At 73.1% G+C, this 18179-nt stretch carries 15 protein-coding genes; 7 read left to right on the forward strand and 8 right to left on the reverse strand.

Annotation, left to right across the window (positions count from 1 at the left end; translation table 11 throughout):
* Positions 1-27 precede the first annotated feature (27 nt).
* The 5 genes from ACF09C_RS22105 to ACF09C_RS22125 form a co-directional block, all read right to left on the reverse strand.
* Positions 28-2247 carry a molybdopterin oxidoreductase family protein gene (locus ACF09C_RS22105; RefSeq protein ID WP_392093516.1) on the reverse strand — a complete coding sequence of 740 codons (2220 nt, stop codon included), beginning with the start codon at positions 2245-2247 and terminating at the stop codon, positions 28-30.
* 85 nt (positions 2248-2332) lie between these two features.
* Positions 2333-3013 carry a TetR family transcriptional regulator gene (locus ACF09C_RS22110; RefSeq protein ID WP_392093518.1) on the reverse strand — a complete coding sequence of 227 codons (681 nt, stop codon included), beginning with the start codon at positions 3011-3013 and terminating at the stop codon, positions 2333-2335.
* A gap of 53 nt (positions 3014-3066) precedes the next feature.
* A complete protein-coding gene (locus tag ACF09C_RS22115) occupies positions 3067-4362 on the reverse strand; it encodes a hypothetical protein (RefSeq protein WP_392093520.1) in 1296 nt (431 codons plus the stop codon).
* Positions 4359-5159 (reverse strand): hypothetical protein, encoded by an 801-nt coding sequence (locus ACF09C_RS22120; protein ID WP_392093521.1) that lies wholly within the window; start codon positions 5157-5159, stop codon positions 4359-4361. Before ACF09C_RS22120 ends, ACF09C_RS22115 begins: the two co-directional genes overlap by 4 nt.
* Positions 5156-7330 carry a right-handed parallel beta-helix repeat-containing protein gene (locus ACF09C_RS22125; protein ID WP_392093523.1) on the reverse strand — a complete coding sequence of 725 codons (2175 nt, stop codon included), beginning with the start codon at positions 7328-7330 and terminating at the stop codon, positions 5156-5158. Before ACF09C_RS22125 ends, ACF09C_RS22120 begins: the two co-directional genes overlap by 4 nt.
* Before the next feature lie 161 nt (positions 7331-7491).
* Here ACF09C_RS22125 and hmgA point away from each other — a divergent pair, with 161 nt between their 5' ends.
* The 3 genes from hmgA to ACF09C_RS22140 all read left to right on the forward strand — a co-directional run bounded on the left by hmgA (position 7492) and on the right by ACF09C_RS22140 (position 10852).
* Positions 7492-8814: a homogentisate 1,2-dioxygenase gene (hmgA, locus tag ACF09C_RS22130; RefSeq protein ID WP_392093525.1), complete on the forward strand. Its 1323-nt coding sequence runs from the start codon at positions 7492-7494 to the stop codon at positions 8812-8814.
* 30 nt (positions 8815-8844) lie between these two features.
* Positions 8845-9594 carry a GntR family transcriptional regulator gene (locus ACF09C_RS22135; protein ID WP_392093527.1) on the forward strand — a complete coding sequence of 250 codons (750 nt, stop codon included), beginning with the start codon at positions 8845-8847 and terminating at the stop codon, positions 9592-9594.
* A 97-nt stretch (positions 9595-9691) separates the two neighbouring features.
* The gene (locus ACF09C_RS22140; protein WP_392093687.1) at positions 9692-10852 is read left to right on the forward strand and encodes a type ISP restriction/modification enzyme; all 1161 of its coding nucleotides are present in this window, start codon (positions 9692-9694) and stop codon (positions 10850-10852) included.
* A gap of 7 nt (positions 10853-10859) precedes the next feature.
* Here the strand turns inward: ACF09C_RS22140 and ACF09C_RS22145 are convergent, their stop codons facing one another.
* Complete coding sequence (locus ACF09C_RS22145) at positions 10860-11576, reverse strand: TetR/AcrR family transcriptional regulator (RefSeq protein WP_392093529.1); 717 nt, start codon at positions 11574-11576, stop codon at positions 10860-10862.
* Between the two features lie 63 nt (positions 11577-11639).
* Here ACF09C_RS22145 and ACF09C_RS22150 point away from each other — a divergent pair, with 63 nt between their 5' ends.
* The 3 genes from ACF09C_RS22150 to ACF09C_RS22160 all read left to right on the forward strand — a co-directional run bounded on the left by ACF09C_RS22150 (position 11640) and on the right by ACF09C_RS22160 (position 14609).
* Entirely contained in the window at positions 11640-12578 is a 939-nt protein-coding gene (locus tag ACF09C_RS22150; protein ID WP_392093531.1) for an ATP-binding cassette domain-containing protein, read from the forward strand.
* Positions 12575-13351 (forward strand): ABC transporter permease, encoded by a 777-nt coding sequence (locus tag ACF09C_RS22155; RefSeq protein WP_392093532.1) that lies wholly within the window; start codon positions 12575-12577, stop codon positions 13349-13351. Before ACF09C_RS22150 ends, ACF09C_RS22155 begins: the two co-directional genes overlap by 4 nt.
* Before the next feature lie 61 nt (positions 13352-13412).
* Positions 13413-14609: a CaiB/BaiF CoA transferase family protein gene (locus tag ACF09C_RS22160; RefSeq protein WP_392093533.1), complete on the forward strand. Its 1197-nt coding sequence runs from the start codon at positions 13413-13415 to the stop codon at positions 14607-14609.
* A gap of 100 nt (positions 14610-14709) precedes the next feature.
* Here the strand turns inward: ACF09C_RS22160 and ACF09C_RS22165 are convergent, their stop codons facing one another.
* The gene (locus tag ACF09C_RS22165) at positions 14710-14973 is read right to left on the reverse strand and encodes a hypothetical protein (protein WP_392093535.1); all 264 of its coding nucleotides are present in this window, start codon (positions 14971-14973) and stop codon (positions 14710-14712) included.
* A gap of 335 nt (positions 14974-15308) precedes the next feature.
* On the opposite strand from ACF09C_RS22165, the gene ACF09C_RS22170 reads away from it, so the two are divergent.
* Complete coding sequence (locus tag ACF09C_RS22170) at positions 15309-16928, forward strand: serine/threonine-protein kinase (RefSeq protein ID WP_392093537.1); 1620 nt, start codon at positions 15309-15311, stop codon at positions 16926-16928.
* Here the strand turns inward: ACF09C_RS22170 and ACF09C_RS22175 are convergent.
* Positions 16912-17718 (reverse strand): SGNH/GDSL hydrolase family protein, encoded by an 807-nt coding sequence (locus ACF09C_RS22175; protein ID WP_392093539.1) that lies wholly within the window; start codon positions 17716-17718, stop codon positions 16912-16914. The genes ACF09C_RS22170 and ACF09C_RS22175 overlap by 17 nt on opposite strands.
* Positions 17719-18179: the final 461 nt, after the last annotated feature.

Below are 18179 nucleotides of genomic sequence, written 5' to 3' on the forward strand. Positions count from 1 at the left end.
GCAAAACCCCAGGTCAACGCGGTCTCTCTAGGACAGGGGTGTCAGCTCGACCGGGAACCCGTTGAGCACGGCGGTACCGGAGAGCGGGTCGAGCCGGGAGCCATCGAGGAGCTGGTTGACGTTGACACCGGGGCGGGCGGCGGCGACCGCGAGGCGGGTGCCGTCCCGGTCGTGGCCCCAGCCGTGCGGCAGGCTCACCACCCCGCTCCGTACGGCGTCGGTGATCTCCACCTCGACGTCGAGGGAGCCGCCCTCCGCGGCGATCCGGGCGGGTTTGCCGTCGGCGAGGCCGAGCCGGTCGGCGTCGTCCGGGTGGACCTGCAGGGTGCACCGGTTCGAACCGCTGGTGAGGGACGGCGCGTTGTGCAGCCAGCTGTTGTTGGAGCGCAGATGGCGGCGGCCGACCAGGACGAGACCGCCCGGCTCGGCGTCGAGGGCGGCGCGCAGCCGCGGCAGGTCGGCCACGATCGGGGCGGGCAGCAGCTCGACGCGCCCGCTGCGGGTCTTGAGGAGCCCGGGGAGCCGGGGCTCCAGCGGGCCGAGATCGATGCCGTGCGGTGCCCGGCGCAGGTCGTCGAGGGTCAGGTCGTACGGGCCGAGGCGGAGCATCAGGTCGAGCCGTCGTTCGGGCCCGGTCGTACCGCTCAGCCCGGCGGCGACGGACTTGGGGTCGGCGCCGTGGACGGGCGAGTGCGGCTGGGTGACGGCCTTGGCGAGGGTCGCCTCGATCGCGAGCTCGTCCACGGCAGACGGCGGCGCGCCGCGCATCCCCGAGACGGCGAGGATCAGCCGGGCGTGGATCTCGCACTCGTCCATGCGTCCCTCGTCCAGAGGGACGGCGGCCGGGGTGAAGCGGGCCTGGTTGCGGACGGCGAAGCCGTTGAAGGCGAAGTCGAAGTGGGCGCTGCGCGAGGGCGGCGGCGGGGGCAGCAGGACGTCGGCGTGCCGGGTGGTCTCGTTGAGGTACGGGTCGACCGAGACCATGAAGTCCAGGGTGCCGAGCGCCCGGTCGAGGCGGAGCCCGTCGGGCGCGGACAGGACGGGGTTGGCGGCGAGCGTGATGACCGCGCGGACGCGTCCGTCGTCCTCGGTCGCGCCGGCCGTCTCGATCTCCTCGGCGAGCGCCGCCATCGGGAACTCGCCCTTGGCCTCGGGGTGGCCGGAGACCCTGCTGGTCCAGCGGCCGAGCGCGAAGCCCTTGCCTGGACCGGCCGGCCGGGGCGCGGGGGCGGTGGCGGAGAGCGGGAAGAGCGCGCCGCCGGGCCGGTCGAGGTTGCCGGTGAGGACGTTCAGGACGTCGACCAACCAGTTGGCGAGGGTTCCGTACGCGACGGTGGAGCTGCCCATGCGGCCGTAGACCGCCGCGGTGGGCGCGGCGGCCAGCTCGCGGGCGACGGTACGGATCGTGGTGGCGTCCAGGTCGCAGGCGGTGGCGACGGCCTCGGGCGTGAAGTCCCGTACCGCTTCCCGTACGTCCTCGATGCCCTGGACGTGGTCGGCGAGCGGGCCGGGGGCGGCGAGGTCCTCGGCGAAGAGGGTGTGGACGAGCGCGGCGAGGAGGAGGGCGTCGGCGCCGGGACGGATGGCGAGGTGGCGGTCGGCGAGACGCGCGGTGCGCGTGCGGCGCGGGTCGACGACGGTGAGGGTGCCACCGCGCCGGCGCAGCGCCTTGAGCCTGCCGGGGAAGTCGGGGGCGGTGCAGAGACTGCCGTTGGAGTCCAGCGGGTTGGCACCGAGCATCAGCAGGTGGTCGGTGCGGTCGAGGTCGGGGACGGGGATGGCGAAGGGGTCGCCGTAGAGCAGGCCGCTGGAGACGTGCTTGGGCATCTGGTCGAGCGTGGAGGCGGTGAACAGGTTGCGGGTGCGCAGGGCGCCGATCAGCAGGGGCGGGTAGAGCGCGCCCGCCATGGTGTGGACGTTCGGGTTGCCGAGCACGAGGCCCACCGCGTTCGGACCGTACGTCTCGATCAGGGGCCTGATCCGGGCGGCGATGGTGTCGAACGCCTCCTCCCAGGTGGCTTCCTGGAGCCTGCCGTCCTTGCGGACGAGGGGTCCGGTGAGCCGGTCGGGGTCGGCGTCGACCTCGCCGAAGGAGGCGCCCTTGGGACAGATGAAGCCCTGGCTGAAGACGTCGTCGCGGTCGCCGCGCGCCCCGGTGACCCTCGTGCCGTCCAGGGTCAGGGTCAGCCCGCAGGTGGCTTCGCAGAGGGGGCAGATGCGCAGGGCGGTGGACACGGCGGCAGGCATGACGGCTCCCTGGAGCGGCGGCGGTGGCGCGCGGGCACCAGCGAGCATACCGACCGGTACGGACGGTGGGGAGGGGCCGGATCCGTCAGCTCAGCGAGGGCGCGAGATAGGCGTAGAGGAGTTGCCGCGTCTCGGCGATGAGCGCGGGGTCGCCGGAGGGCGCGGCGCGGAAGGCGAGCTGGAGCAGCGCGTCGGCGGCCTCGACCCCGACCAGGACCTTGCGGCGCAGGGCCTCGTCGGCGGTGCGCCCGAGGTGGTCGGCGAGGAGGCCGCAGAGGCGGTCGGCGACGAGGTGGTTGGCGTCGAGCTGGTGGGCGCTCGGATCACCGGAGTCCCGACGCCCTCCGTCCCCGCCGGGGCTGCCTTCGGCGGTGTCCTCGCCCGAGGCGGGCGCGGGGACACCGAAGTCGACGAGCGCGAAGCCGGGAACGGTGCGCTTCATCGCGATGTACTCGTCCAGGACGCCGTCGATCGCGCCGTACGCGTCGACCTTGCCGGCCGCGGCGAGGCGGGTGGAGATCCGCTCGGCGTAGCGGTCGAGGTTGCGGTGGGCGAGGGCGTCGGCCATCGCGCGCTTGTTGCCGAAGAAACGGTAGACGGACCCGATGGGGACGCCGGCGCGCGCGGCGACCGCGCGGGTGCTCAGCTGCTCGTAGCCGGTCTCGTCGAGGAGTTCGGCGCAGGCGTCGAGGATCCGGGCGAGGCGCTCGGCGCTGCGCTGCTGGACGGGGGTGCGGCGGAGGGATGGCTGGGGCACGGGGTCCATGATGCCGCTCCGTTCCCGTTCGGGTCAGGCGATGGGCGGGTGTCCGGCACGGGTCAGGCGATGAGGAGGCCGATGCCGCCGAGGGTGTACGCGATCATCAGCGCGAACAGGGGGAGTTGGCCGGCCACGGCCCGCGCGGGTGGGAAGAGGCGCACGGCGCGGTCGTGGGCGGCGACGACACCCAGGACGTGGCCGGTGACGATGGCGGCGACCTGGAGGGCGGCGAGGGCGCCCGGGGCCAGCGGCGGGGCGGGTGCGGGGGCGTTGTCAGTGCCCGCTGCCATCATGACGATACGTGGTCCTTCGGTGACGAAGAGTGTGAAGTAGTGGGCGACGAGATAGCCGAGGGCGATGGGCAGGAGGGAGTGGGCGAAGGAGGTGAGGGGGCTGGTGAGTGCGCGGGACATCAGGCGCAGGGTGCCGGCGCAGAGGCCGTAGAGGGCGGCCACGAGGGCGATGGCGGAGAGGAGGCCGAGGGTGGCGGTGGCGGTCGGGCCGAGGAGGGAGGTCTGGAGGGTGGTGATCCAGCGGGGGTTGTCGGAGAAGCCGTCGTAGGCGGTCGAGCCGAGCAGGACGCAGACGGTGGCGACGAGGCCGGGGAGTTGGGGGGTGGAGTCGAGGCTGTGGAAGGGGGAGCGCAGGACGAGTCGGCCGTCGGCCCGGCGGCCGAGCGGGGAGAGCCGGCCGAGGAGGGCGGAGTAGACCTCGAAGGGGTCGGCGTGGGCGAACCAGTCCGGGCCGTACCGGGCGGCGCCGAGGAGGCCGGTGGCCGTGAGGACGGCGAGAAAGGTCAGGAGGGTGGTGGTGGACGCGGGGTCGGGGGCGGCGAGTTCGAGCCAGGCGAAGAGGAGGAGTCCCGCGGCGGCGGGGCGGATGCCGAGACCGGCGGGGAGAGGACGGGGCGCACGGGGAGCGGGGAGCAGCGCGTGGACGGCGCGCAGGGGGTTGAGGAGGCGCCAGACGGGCCCGAGGAGAAGGGAGGCGGGGACGAGGCCCACCCAGAGCAGGACGTAGACGGCGCCGGGCGCGGGGTTGCGGTCGGGGTCGTCGGGGCCGAGGAGGAGGTGCAGGAGGACGGTCGTGGCGAAGGCCGCGCCGAGGAGGCGGAGCACGGTACGGGTGGCCGGGGCGTCGGCGAGGCGTTGGACGGCGGCGGGCAGCGGGCGGCCCGCCCGGTCGCCGCGGAACCGGGACGTGGGCCAGAGCAGGCCGAGGGCCAGGAAGGAGACGAAGAGCGCGGCGAAGGCGCCCGCGTAGGCGTAGAAGGGCGAGAGGGGGAGGTCGTGCTGGGAGCCGATGCCGTGGGCGAGGAGTCGAGCGGGGATCGGGGGGTGGGCGGCGGGGGTCACCGGACGACGAGCTGGGTGAGGAGGAGCCCCGAGCCGTGGGTCTCGACCTCGAAGAGGCCGGTGCGGTCGGCGGTGAAGGTGAGGGTGCCGGGTTCGCCGGGGGTGAGGGGCAGTTCGCGGTCGTAGCCGTGGACGTGGAGGGTGTCGGAGCGGTCGGCGGTGACGCGGAGGGTGACCTGCTCACCCTTCTTCAACTCGACGCGGGAGGGAGGTGGTTGGACGGACTTTCCGGTGACTGTGATCTCGACGCTCCGGCCGGAGGCGGGGGTGGTGGGTACCGCCGTCGGCGCCGGCGGGGTGGCGGCGCCGGTGCCCGCGGCGGAGGCGAGGGGGACGGTGGCCTCGACCGGCTTGCCCGCGACCGCCCAGACGGTGTGGTCGTCTGCGTGGAGCCGGACGGTGACCGAGCGGGCGCCGGGCGGGACGTGGTGCCAAGGGCCGTAGATCCGGCCGGTCTCCTTGCCGTCGGCGAGGAGGCGGGCGTGGCCCCGGCCGGGGATGGCCGCGCCGCCGACGCTCTCGGGGGTGAACCGGAACCTCTCCACGGTGAGGTGGATGTTCCAGCCGCCCTCGCTGTCGGGCCGCGCCTCGACGCGGACGGCGGGGGCCCCTTCGGCCGGCACCTCCCGCAGCCGGTGCCCGGTCTCGTCCGTCGCCGCGAGCAGGGTGCCGCTGCCCCCGGTCGCCTCCTGATGACTGGTGCCCGGCTTGTGGTGCGTGGTCGCCCGCCCGCCGCAGCCGGCGGCGGTCAGGGCGACGGCGAGCACAATCCCGGCCAGCGTGCCCGCCCGCCTCACGAAGCACCCCCGGCGCGCGTCTCGCCGCGCGCCCCGTCGGTCCCGTCGTTGCCGTCGTTCCCGTCGTAGGCGTCGCTCCCGTCGTACGCGGGGCGCGCCCCCGCGGTCACCGGCGGTGGGCCCGGGTCCGCGGCGGGTGCACGGTCGCCCGTCTCCCCCGGGGCGCGACGGCCGGCGGCGATCACGGCCCAGAGCACCCAGACCACCGCGAGCAGCCCGCGCAGCCAGGCCGGGCCGAGGGGGATCCAGGGGATCATGAGGACGGCCTTGTCGAAGGCGTCGAGGAGGGTGAGGGCGCCGAGCGCGAGGGTGGTCCAGGCGAAGGCGGGGCGGGTCGGGCGCAGAGCGAGGCCGACGACGGTCCACCAGACGCCGATCAGGAGGAGCGCGAGGGCCGGCAGCGGCCCCGAGGCGAGGCCGAGCGTGGAGCCTGCCACGTCGAGGGCCAGACCCAGGAGCCCCAGGAGGGTCGCGACGCCCGCCGCCCGGTTGCCGCGGAGACGGCGCCACCACAGGGCGCCGCCCACGAGCGCGAGGACGACGGCGATCCCCAGGGCGATCTGGGTCTCGACGCGCTGGATCCCCCGCGCGCCGTACCAGTCGCAGCCGGCGGGCAGGCGGCGCGCCTGGACGTTGTAGTCGGCGCAGACCAGGAGGTGGGCGAGTTTGGCGGGTTCGCCGACGAGCCGGTCGGTGCCGCCGGAGACCTCGCCGCGCCGCTTCCCGCACTCGGGCAGGGCGCCGGGGCTGGAGGCGCCGGCCGGCTTGCCCTCGGCCTGCCAGCAGTTGCCGCCGCCCTGCCCGTCCCACCACACGTCCGTGCGGTTGGGGCGGGAAGCGCCCGACTTGTCGACGCCCAGGTGGTTGCCGGCGTAGCGGTTGTGGTGGGAGGTGTCGGTCTGCTTGCCCCAGGCGGACTCGCCCCGGATGAAGGCGGGGACGGCGCTGAGGAAGAAGGCGGCGCGCTGGTGTCCGTACACCCAGTTGTTCTCGTACAGGTTCCAGTTGCCACCCGCCGTGATGATGCCGGTGCCCGGCGGCATGGAGATCTGCGGGCAGACGACGCCCTGTTCGTAGCCGCGCTCGACCGGCGGCTTGGCGCAGGTGCCGTCGGCGACGTACCGGTAGTAGTTCTGGTTGTTGTCGTGGATCAGGTTCCGCTCGAAGCGGGCGTGGTTCTGCGGGAGTCCGGGGTGGCCGGGGAAGGCGGAGTCCATCGAGGCGCCGCCCATGTTGTGGTCGAACTCGTTGTCGTGGACGTAGACGGAGTCTCCGGCCGTGCCGCTGTAGCCGACCATGTTGTGGTGGCTGCGGCAGCCGGTGATCTCGATGGAGTACCGCGGGACGTCGTAGCCGCGGCCGTCGTTGATGTCGGAGGCCGAGCCGGGGTAGATGCCGGAGTCGCCGTTGCCGTACGACTCGCAGTTCTTGTAGAGGCCGTGGTCGGAGGCGAAGGTGAGGAAGCCGTACTCGTCGTTCCACCGGGTCAGCACGTCGTCGATGACGAAGCCGTGGGCCGCCAGGACGTACAGCGAGTTGAAGGTGGTGCGCTGGGCGGTGAAGTTGCGGAAGTAGATGCCGTCGGAGGCATCGGCGCGCAGCGCGTTGAGCTTGGTGTACCTCGCGTCGAAGACGACGTCGAGGCGGGAGGCGCCGGTGCCCTCGATCTGCAGGTTCTTCTTGCCGAGGATGGCGACCAGGTTCTGGTTGTGCGGGCACTGCTTCTGCTGCTCGTACGACAGGATCTGGTAGCCGAACGACGACTTCGGGGCCTTCAGCGCGGCGCAGGCGCCCGTCGGCGCGGGCTGTGACGGCTCCTCCTCGTAGAGGCCGGGCAGGACGGCGATGGTCATCCCGGGCCGGTCGACGGCGTCGACGGCCTGCTGGAGATGGCGGAAGCCGCTGCGCGCGCAGCGCTCGAACAGGGCCAGGTTCCGGGCCTTCAACTCGGCGGGGAAGCCGGAGATCCGGCGGTCGAACGCGGCCCGGTCGGTCTTGCAGACCAGCAGATCGGGCTCACCGGTACGGAGCTTCGGCACGCTGCCGGTGCCGTCGGGGAAGGTGACGGGCCGCTCCTCGTGGGCCTGGGCCCCGGGGGCGGTGACGAGGGCGGCGACGAGCGCCGCGAGAACGACCGAGAGCGCGACAAGGAGCCTGCGGGTCCACGACATGGGCGTGAGAGTAGAGCATTGTTCATCTTTTGGAACCCCTCATGCACACATCACGTCGAATCGAGACCTCGAACGCCCCCCGGCGCCCCGTTGACGCGAGCGGGGGCGGAATCCTACGGTCATGCATAGGATTGTTTTGGGCGTCAGGACAGGAGCGTGCGATGACCACGGAGAACATCGAGCAGGCGAGAAAGACCGCCGACGGACTCCCGTACTCCACCGGCTTCGGCAACGAGCACAGCTCGGAAGCCGTACCCGGTGCGCTGCCGCACGGCCGCAACGCGCCGCAGCGCGCACCCCTCGGTCTCTACGCGGAGCAGCTGAGCGGCAGCGCGTTCACCGAGCCGCGCGCCCACAACCACCGCTCGTGGCTCTACCGGATCCGCCCCTCGGCCGCGCACCCGCCGTTCACCCGCATCGACAACGGCGCCGTGCGCTCCGCGCCGTTCACCGAGACCGTCCCCGACCCCAACCGGCTGCGCTGGAACCCGCTCCCCGACCCGGCGCGGGGCACGGACTGGCTGGCCGGCCTCTGGACGCTCGGCGGCAACGGCGACGCGACGCAGCGCACGGGCATGGCGGTGCACCTGTACCACGCGAACGCCTCCATGGAGCGGGTCTTCAGCGACGCCGACGGTGAGCTGCTGATCGTCCCCGAGCGCGGCGGCCTGCTCCTGCGGACGGAATTCGGCCTGCTCGCCGCCCGTCCCGGCGAGATCGCGCTGATCCCCCGGGGCGTCCGCTTCCGCGTCGAGCTCCTCGACGCCACCGCCCGCGGCTATGTCTGCGAGAACTACGGGGCGCCGTTCCAGCTCCCCGACCTCGGCCCGATCGGCGCCAACGGCCTGGCGAACGCCCGCGACTTCCGGGCGCCGGTCGCCGCGTACGAGGACGTGGAGGGCCCGGTCGAGGTCGTCAACAAGTTCTGCGGCAACCTCTGGTCCGCGACCTACGACCACTCCCCGCTCGATGTCGTCGCCTGGCACGGCAACCACACCCCGTACGTCTACGACCTGCGCACCTTCAACGTCATCGGGTCGATCTCGTACGACCACCCGGACCCGTCGATCTTCACGGTGCTCACCTCGCCGACCGACACCCCCGGTCTCGCGGGCGTCGACTTCGTCGTCTTCGCCCCGCGCTGGCTGGTGGGCGAGGACACCTTCCGGCCGCCGTACTTCCACCGGAACGTGATGAGCGAGTACATGGGTCTCATCGAGGGCGCGTACGACGCCAAGGCCGAAGGCTTCGTCCCTGGCGGCGGTTCCCTCCACAACATGATGTCCGCGCACGGACCCGACCGGGAGACCTTCGACCGGGCCAGCGCCGCCGAGCTGAAGCCGCAGAAGATCGACGACGGTCTGGCGTTCATGTTCGAGACCCGCTGGCCGGTGACCGCCACCGCCCAGGCGGCCGGGGCCGACCACCTGCAGAGCGCCTATGACGACGTATGGCAGGGTCTGCAGCGCCACTTCCGGCCGTAGAGTCTCGTTGTCGTCGTACGGAGAATCGCCGTGACCGCCTTCGCCCCCGACTCGCTGGTCCTGAACCGCAAGCTCCCGCTCTGGTATCAGGTCTCGCAGTCGTTGCGCGCCTCCATACTGGGCCGCACGCCCGACGCCTCGCTGCGGCTGCCCACCGAGGAGCAGCTCGCCGCGCACTACGGCGTGAGCGTGCTGACGATGCGCCAGGCCCTCAAGGAGCTGGAGGAGGAGGGCCTGATCAGCAGGCACCGGCGGCGCGGCACCTTCATCGAGCCGGGCGCCCGGCGCGCCTCCCCGCGCCGGCTGCTCGGTTCGATCGACGCGATCGTGGCCCAGCAGTCCGGCGAGCGGACCACCGTCCTGGACCACGGCACCGAGCCGGTGCCCGGTGAGCTCGCCGAGTTCTTCCCCGATGTGACGGAGGTGGTCGCGTACAAGCGGCTGCGGCGGGACGGGGAGAGCGGCGAGCCCACCAACTGGGCGGAGAACGCGGTCCGTCCGGAGGTGGCGGCCGGGCTCGACCCGGCCGATCTGGAGCGCTGGCCGATGACGAAGGTGCTGCGGGACGTGGTGGGGGTCCGGATCAGCCGGATCACGGACACGGTCGAGGCCCGGCTCGCCGACCCGGAGACGGCGGCCCTCCTGCAGGTCCCGCTGCTCTCGCCGATCCTCCACTACACGGGCGTCACGTACGACGACGAGGGCCGGGTCGTGGACGTGGCCCGGATCCGGTACCGCGGCGACCGCTTCTCCTTCACGGTGACGGTGGAGGCGCACTGAGCCACCGGGACGGTGGAGGCGCGCCGAGCCCGCTCGCTAGCATCCGGGGGTGACCGAAGACCTGCCGCTGGACGAGGCGCCCCTCCTGGACGAGCTGATGCCGTGGTCCGTCGCGCCGCTGCGGCTCGGGCGGTCATGGGTCGTGGCGCCGGACGTGCGGACCCTGCGCGAGCGCTGGAACCGGCTGGTCGCCGCGGGCCCGGAGGAACGCGAAGAGCTGTTCCGGCCCAGCCGGGCGCGTACGCCGTCGAGTTCGGTGGCAGCGCTGCCCGGGCAGCGGACCGGCACGGTCCGGTTCGCCCGGGAGACCGGTCCGTGCCCGGAGCCGGTACGGCTCGCCCACGGCCCCTTCGACGAGCAGTGGCTGCTCCCCGACCACCGGCTCATCGACACCGCCCGCCCCGAGCTGTGGCGGGTCGCCGACGAGCACCAGCTCTTCGCCGTCGAGCAGGGGTACGTGCCCGGCGCGGCCGGCCCCGCACTGCTCGTGACGGCCGCACTGCCCGCCGGCCGCTCCCCCGCCGGCCGCCCGGGCCGGATCCGTCCGCTCTTCCGCCGTCCCGGGGGCGAGGAGCCGAACCTCGCGCCCGGACTGCTGCCCTGGCTGAGCGAGGGGTACGGGCGCGAGGTCGGCGCCCCCGAGGTGCTGGCCTGGGCCGTGGCGTCCGCCCGCCCCTCCCCCGCCGGCTGCCGCGTGCCGCTCACGGCGGACCCGGACGTCTGGGCGAAGGGCGTGGCACTCGGCCGCCGGCTCATGGACATCCAGCTCCGGGGCGCCCGCGGCGGCGAGCGCCCCCGGTTGCCCGGCGGCCGCAGGCCCTACGTGCGCGCACCGATCCCGGCCCGGCCGGCCACGCTCGCGTACGAGCCGGGGGAGGAGACCCTGACGCTCGACGACGGCAGGATCTCGCCCGTGCCGGCCGAGGCCTGGGAGTACCAGGTGGGTGGCGTCCGGATGCTGGAGCAGTGGTTCACGCACCGGACGGCGGACGCGGAGCCGGGCGGCGGCCTGGAGGCGATCGGCCCGGCGGCCTGGCCGCAGGAGTGGACCTCCGAACTCCTGGAGCTCATCACCGTGCTCGCGCTGCTCGCGGCCCGTACACCGGAGTGCGCCGCGCTCCCCGGCGCCGGGCCGCGACTGTCCAGGACGGCTCTGCGCGAGGCGGGCATCCTGCCCGTACCGAACGCGTCCCGCCGCCCCGCCTCCGTCCTCGACCACCAGGAGGAGGGCCCGGAGGGGCAGTTCGCGCTGCTCTGACGGGTGTCTACCCCCGGACGAAGGAGTCGAGGGCGCGCCCCAGGGTCCGGTCGAAGACCTCCTCGGGGTCGAGCGGCTCGATCCCGGCCGCGCCGACCACCGCCGCCAGTCTGGGGTAGTCGCCGCCCGCGAGGCGGCCCGCCAGATAGGCCCCGCGCACGGCCTGCTCCTGGCCCTCGGACCAGGGCAGTCCGCGGGCGCGCTCGGCGAGGGCGAGTTCGTTGGCGACGATCGTCATCACGGTGCCGTTGACGGTGGCGATCAGCTCCATCTTCGTGCCGCCCGGCAGGTCGAGACCGTCCAGGCAGGCCAGGCACCCTTCGAGGAAGCGCAGCGCGTTGGGGCCGAAGGCGTACCCGGTCGTCATCAGTCTGATCACCCAGGGGTGGCGGCGCAGGATGTCCCTGGCCTGCCGGCCCACGTGGAGCATGTCCGCGCGCCAGTCCCCGCTCGGCGGGTCGGGGAGGTCGTACTCGCCGCTGACGGCGTCGACCATCAGCTCGTACAGATCCTCCTTGCGCGGCACGTAGTTGTAGAGCGACATCGTGCCGCAGCCGATGTCGGCCGCGATCCGCCGCATGGAGAGCGCCTCGATGCCGTCGGCGTCGGCGATACGGACGGCGGCGGCCACGATGTCGGCCCTGCTGTACGCGGGTTTCGGGCCGCGGCCCGTGCGCTCGGGGCGCGCCCAGATCACTTCGGGTTCGGCCGCTCGGCCCGCCATGGATCATCACCTCGCCCACCATCGTAGTTACGTACACCGTACGTAGTGAGGTACGGTCGACCCATGACTACTACGTACGATGTACTTAGTGAGGGTCTGCAGAAGCGCTACGGCGAGGTCCACGCGCTGCGCGGGCTCGACCTGGCGGTCCCCGAGGGCACCGTCTGCGGGGTGCTCGGCCCCAACGGAGCGGGCAAGACGACCGCCGTCAGGGTCCTCACCACGCTGGTCACCCCGGACGCGGGCAGCGCCCGCGTCGCCGGGTGCGACGTGGTGCGCGACCCGGCGGGGGTACGGCAACGGATCGCGGTCACCGGGCAGTACGCCTCGGTCGACGGCGACCTCTCCGGCGCCGAGAACCTCCGGCTCTTCGCCCGTCTGCTGCGCGCCCCGCACACCCGCGCCGACGAACTCCTCGACCAGTTCGGGCTGACGGAGGCGGCCGGACGGCCCGTGCGCACCTACTCGGGCGGGATGCGGCGCCGACTCGACCTCGCGGCGAGCCTGCTCGTACCGCCGCGGGTGCTCTTCCTCGACGAGCCGACCACGGGGCTCGACCCGCACAGCCGGAACGGGATCTGGGACGCCGTACGGGGGTTGGCGTCCCGGGGCACGACCGTGCTGCTCACCACGCAGTACCTGGAGGAGGCCGACCAGCTCGCCGACGACATCGTGCTGATCGACGAGGGCCGGGCCGCCCATCGCGGCACTCCGGCCGCGCTGAAGGCGCTGATCGGGAGCTGGGCGGAGGTCGTGGTCGCCGACGCCCGGTACCTCGACGCGGCGGCGGGCGTGCTCGACCGGCTGACCGGCTCGGTCCCGGCGCTCGACGCCGAGCGCCGCACGGTCGGCGCGGTCACGACGGACGGCACGCTCACCCTCCCCCGGATCGTCCGCGAGATCGACGCGGCCGGGGTTCCCCTCATGGACGCGTCCCTGCGTCCGCCCACCCTCGACGAGGTGTTCCTCCGCCTCACCGGCCGCAAGGAGCTCGCCGCATGAGCGCACTGGTCCACGACGGGGCCGCAGTCCTCGGCAGGCACCTCCACAAGGTCCGCCGGGCCCCGGCGATCACGGTCATGACGCAGACGATGCCGATCGTCTTCCTGCTCTTCTTCGGGTACGTCTTCGGCAGCGCGCTCGCCATGCCCGGCACCGAGTACCGGGCGTACCTGGTCCCGGGCCTGCTCGTGGCGACGGCGGCGGGCGGTGTGATGACGGGGATGTTCCAGGCCGCGCAGGACGCGCACCGCGGCGTCATGGACCGCTTCCGGACGATGCCGGTCAGCCGGGCGGCCGTGCCACTCGGGCAGGCCCTCGCCGATCTGGTGACCAGCGCGGTCGGCATGGTCCCGCTCATGCTCGTGGGGCTCGCGATGGGCTGGCGGATCGAGGGCACGGCCCCCGAGGCGCTGGGGGCGTTCGGGCTGCTGCTGCTCTTCCGGTTCGCGGCGACCTGGGTGGGGATCCTGCTCGGGCTCGCCTCGAAGAGCGAGGAGGCGGCCGGCCAACTGGGCAGCGCCACGTTCATGCTGCCGCTGCTGTCGAACGCGTACATCCCGACCGAGAACATGGCGGGCTGGCTGCGGACGGTCGCCGAGTGGAACCCGATCTCGGCGGTCACGACGGCGGTACGGCAGCTCTTCGGCAACGCGGCCGTGCCGGCGGACGCCGCCTGGCCGGTGGCGCATCCGGTGGCCGGCTCGCTGCTCTGGTCGCTGGCCCTGATCGCCGTCTTCGCGCCGCTCGCGGTACGCCGGTACGCGCGCGGGTGACGAGGCCGGGTGACGAGCGCGACGGTGACACGAGGCCGCCCGCAGGGTAGGCAGGGCTGTCATGAGCACTCAGCCACTCCCCCTGGAGGGGATCACGGTCGTCGCCGTCGAGCAGGCCGTCGCCGCCCCCTTCGCCACCCGCCAGCTCGCCGATCTGGGCGCCCGGGTCATCAAGATCGAGCGCCCGGACGGCGGTGACTTCGCGCGGGGTTACGACACGGCGGCCCGGGGGCTCGCCTCGCACTTCGTGTGGTGCAACCGGGGCAAGGAGTCGGTGGCCGTCGACCTCAAGGACGGGCGCGGTCTCGACCTGGTCCGCCGGCTCGTGGCCCGCGCGGACGTCTTCGTGCAGAACCTGGCACAGGGGGCGGCGGCCCGGCTCGGCCTGGACGCGGCGAACCTGTGCGCCGCGCACCCCCGGCTGATCGCGGTCGACGTCTCGGGGTACGGGCCGGGCGGGCCGTACGCGCACAAGCGGGCGTACGACATGCTCGTGCAGTGCGAGGCGGGCCTGGTGTCGGTGACCGGGACGGCGGAGCAGCCGGTGAAGTCGGGGATCCCGGCCGCGGACATCGCGGCCGGGATGTACGCGTACGCGGGCGTGCTCGCCGCGCTGGTGCGGCGCGGGACGACCGGGCGGGGCGGTCCGGTGGAGGTGTCCCTGCTCGACTCACTGGCCGAGTGGATGGGTCACCCTCTGCACCATGGGATGCACGGAGGCACGGCCCCGGCGCGCACGGGGCTCGCGCACGCCGTGATCGCGCCGTACGACGCCTATCCGACGGCCGACGGGAGCCTGGTGCTGCTGTCGGTCCAGAACGACCGGGAGTGGCGGCGGCTGGCCGAACAGGTCCTCGGTCGGCCGGATCTGGCGGAGGATCCGGCGTTCGCGACCAACACGGCCCGGGTGGCGGGCCGCGCGGCGACGGACGCGGTGGTGGCCGGGGCCCTCGCGCCGCTGACGGCGGCGGAGGCACTGGCGCGGCTCGACGCGGCGGGGATCGCGTGCGCGCGGTTGAACACGGTGGCGGACCTCGCGGCCCATCCGCAGCTCGCGGCACGGGAGCGGTGGCGTGAGGTGGGGTCGCCGGTGGGGCCGCTGAGGACGCTCGTGCCGCCGGTCACGTTCCCGGACGGGCCGGACGCACCGATGGGGCGTGTGCCGGGTCTTGGTGACGACACGGACGTCGTACTGGGGGAACTGGGCGTTCCCCCCGAGGAGCTTCGGGCGCTACGGGCGGACGGTGTCGTGGCGTGACGCCCCACGGGGTGGGCGCGCCGTCACCCGGGGTGAAAGCCCGCCCCGCTCCGCCTCGGCGGAACGAGGGCTCACACCCCCACCGGCCGGCCCTTCGCCCTCAGCCCCGGCTGCCGAAGAGGCTCCGGCGGAGGCGGCGGAGGGGAGCGAAGAGCGAGACGCGCGCGCTCTTGTGGCGACGGGTGTGCGTGGCGTCGCGCGAGGTCAGCTCGAGCATCAGCAGCGTCGCCTCGGCCGCCTCGCGCTGGGGCACGACGGGGCCGCCGAGCACCGCGAGATGACGGTCGAGCCGCGAACTGGTCGCACTGCTCCCGCATGTGATGGCAGGCACTCGCGGCCTGCTGCGCATTGCTATCTGTTCCATGAGACTCCCCACCCTAACGAGGGCACCCGGCCCGGGCAGGTTAACCCTATCGCTCCGCTGTGACACTCGTGTATCCCGACGGCAGGATTCACCACACTCGTACGGGGGTTGACGACTACTGTCCGAATCCATCTGATTCCAGGGTGAGTTGGACAGGGCTCGAACACCTGCCGAACCGTCACGAACCATCCTGCGCCCAGGGCCGCCGCCTGTCGCCACCTGACGGTGTGTGATCTCCGCCACCAAGATCACTCCACGTTCTCCACGCCGTGTTCGAAGTCCGCGGCCCGGGGGCAGAAATGGACCACCGAGGCCGACGACGGACGGGGAACGCCATGACCGTGATCGCGGGGCGGTACCGGCTCCTGGACGTCCTGGGGCAGGGCGGCATGGGCACGGTCTGGCGCGCCAGGGACGAGGCGCTCGGCCGTGACGTGGCCGTGAAGGAGGTCCGCGCCCCGGCGGGGCTGAGCGGCCCCGACGAGCGGCGGCTGTACGCGCGCCTGGAGCGCGAGGCCTGGGCGGCGGCCCGGATCGCCCACCGGAACGTGGTGACCGTCTACGACGTGGTCACCGAGGACGGCCGTCCCTGGATCGTGATGGAGCTGGTCCACGGGCTGACCCTGTCCGACGTCCTCGACGCGGAGGGGCCGATGGAGCCGCGGCGCGCCGCGCTGGTCGGCTCCGAGGTCCTCGCGGCGCTGCGCGCCGCGCACGGGGCCGGGGTGCTGCACCGGGACGTGAAGCCGGGCAACGTCCTGATCGCCAACGACGGCCGGGTCGTGCTGACCGACTTCGGGATCGCGGCGGTGGAGGGGACGTCCCCGCTGACGATGACGGGCGAACTGATCGGCTCTCCCGAATTCCTGGCACCCGAGCGCGCGTTGGGCCGTACGCCCGGCCCGGCCTCCGACCTGTGGTCGCTCGGGGTGCTGCTCTACGCCGCGGTGGAGGGCGGTTCGCCGTTCCGCCAGGACACGCCCCTGGCCACGTTGCGCGCCGTCGTGGACGAGGAACTGCCACCGCCGCGTCGGGCGGGAGCGCTCGCCCCGGTCATCGAGGGCCTGTTGCGCAAGGATCCGGACGAGCGGCTCCGGGCGGAGGTGGCAGAGCGGCAGTTGAGGCTGGTCGGCGCGGGCGGTGCGCCCCGGTCGGGACCGGTGCGCTCGGAGCCGTACGGAGCGAACGGCCGGGCGCCGGAGGGCGAACGGGACGGGTCCGCGCCCCGGAGCGCTCCCCCGAGCCCCACCCCGCCGCTCCCCCTGCCGACGCCGGTCCGGCACGACGATCCGGCCTCCCAGGAGCGGTCCGGACGTGCCGTGGCCGTGCTCGCCACGGGGGTGGCGCTGCTGCTGCTCGCCGTGGGCGGTCTCGCGTACGCGCTGCTGCGGAACCAGGACCGCGACGACGGGGGCGGCGCCCCGGTGTCGAGCGCACCGACGACGGGTGCGCCTGTGACCGGCTCCCCCACCACGGCGACCACGACGGCGCCGACGCCGACCCGCACGACCGCGACGGCCACCACCACGGCGCCGCCCGCGACGACGGTCCTGGTGTACGTGCGGGCCGTGCGCGGCAGTTACAGCGGCGTCTGCCCGCCGGCCGAGCACCGGGCACCGGCCTTCACCGCCACGCTCACGGTGGGCCGGACGCCCACGTCGGTGGAGTACCGCTGGGTCACGGACAGCGGGGAGAGTTCGGCGGAGCAGGGCTGGCGGACGCTGGAGTTCCCGGCGGGCGGGCCCCAGGAGAAGAACGTCGAGCACACGGAGTCGACGCACCGGGCGGGTGGCACCTGGCGCGACCGGATCCGGATGGAGGTGCGCGCTCCGGTCGAGAAGCGCTCGAACCGGGTGGAGTTCTCGGTGAGCTGCGAGCAGGTGACCCCGACCGGCGGGGCCACCCACCCGAGTGGTTCGGCGACGCCGACCGCTACCCCTACGCCACAGCCCTGAAGCTGGGCAGGTAGCCACCGGACTGACCGGCGGCGGTGGGGTGGTACGACTCGCCGATGTTGAGCCAGTTGACGCTGTGCAGCCACGACGCGCTGGAGCAGATCTCGTGGTTGGTGAAGGCGGGGACCACGCTGGCGAAGGTGTAGCCGTGGTCGGCCGCGCGCTTGGCGGTGGCCTCGTTGAGGAGGTCCGATCCCTCGTTGATGGCGCGCCGTTCGTTCTCGCTCAGTCCGGCGACGCAGCTGCCGCCGAGCTTGTAGAAGCGGGGGTAGCCGAGGACGACGACCCGGGCGTTCGGGGCCTTGGCTCTGATGGCCGCGTACACCGAGTCGAGCTTGCCGGGCAGGGTGCTCGCGACGTACGCCTTGGCTTGATTCACTCGGTCGATACAGGCGGACTCCGACTGGAGCACGCAGGTGGTCATGACGTCGGCGAAGCCGGCGTCATTGCCTCCGATCGTGACGGAGACCAGGTCGGTGGCGGTGGAGAGGGGTCCGAGCTGACCGCTCGTGACATCACCCGTTCGGGCGCCCGAGCATGCCGTGAACGCGAACGACGAGGGTGCGTTCGCGTTCTTCCAGAGGACGGGGAAGGCCTTCGTGGAGCGCTTGCAGTCGCCGCTGGCGCTGTCGTAGCTCCCGGCCCCGACGCCGGAGGAGTACGAGTCGCCGAGCGCCACATAGTCGACGGCGGCGGCTTCGGCGGCCTGCGCGGCTCCCGCCCCGGTGAGGGCGAGGACGGCGCCGAGCAGGAGTGAGGACGAGAGTGCCGCGAATCGGGTCAGTTTCATGGAATCTCCCTGTAGCAGGATCACTGCGCTACTAGGTAGTAGCAGCCGATCCCGGCTTGTTGGAAGTGTCCATGCCAAGAAGTTTTGGCGAGATGTTGCCGACCCCCCGTCAGCGACCGTCGAGATCAAGCCACCTGATGGATCTTCGGTCGAAAAGAATTCGCACAACCATATTCAGGAGTTCAATTCGACCTCAACAACACCACCAGAAAAGCGGATTGCAAAAAACCGATCGGGACGCTTCCGTATCCGACCGCCCAAGGCCCGGCAATTGCCGGAAACGGGAGCATCAGATCCAGGGCTTGCCATACAGTCGCATTCATCAATACCGTCGTACATCTCACCCGCTTCGACCGGTCGCGCTACAGCTCAGGGGAGGGCTCAAGCGACGCGAAGGGTCGCGGCGGGGCGCGGTAGGGGGGTGCTGATCCGGCGTGCGCGCAGGCGTGCGTCCGGGTCGC

Source organism: Streptomyces sp. NPDC014870 (genome assembly GCF_043081505.1).
GTDB lineage: Bacteria > Actinomycetota > Actinomycetes > Streptomycetales > Streptomycetaceae > Streptomyces.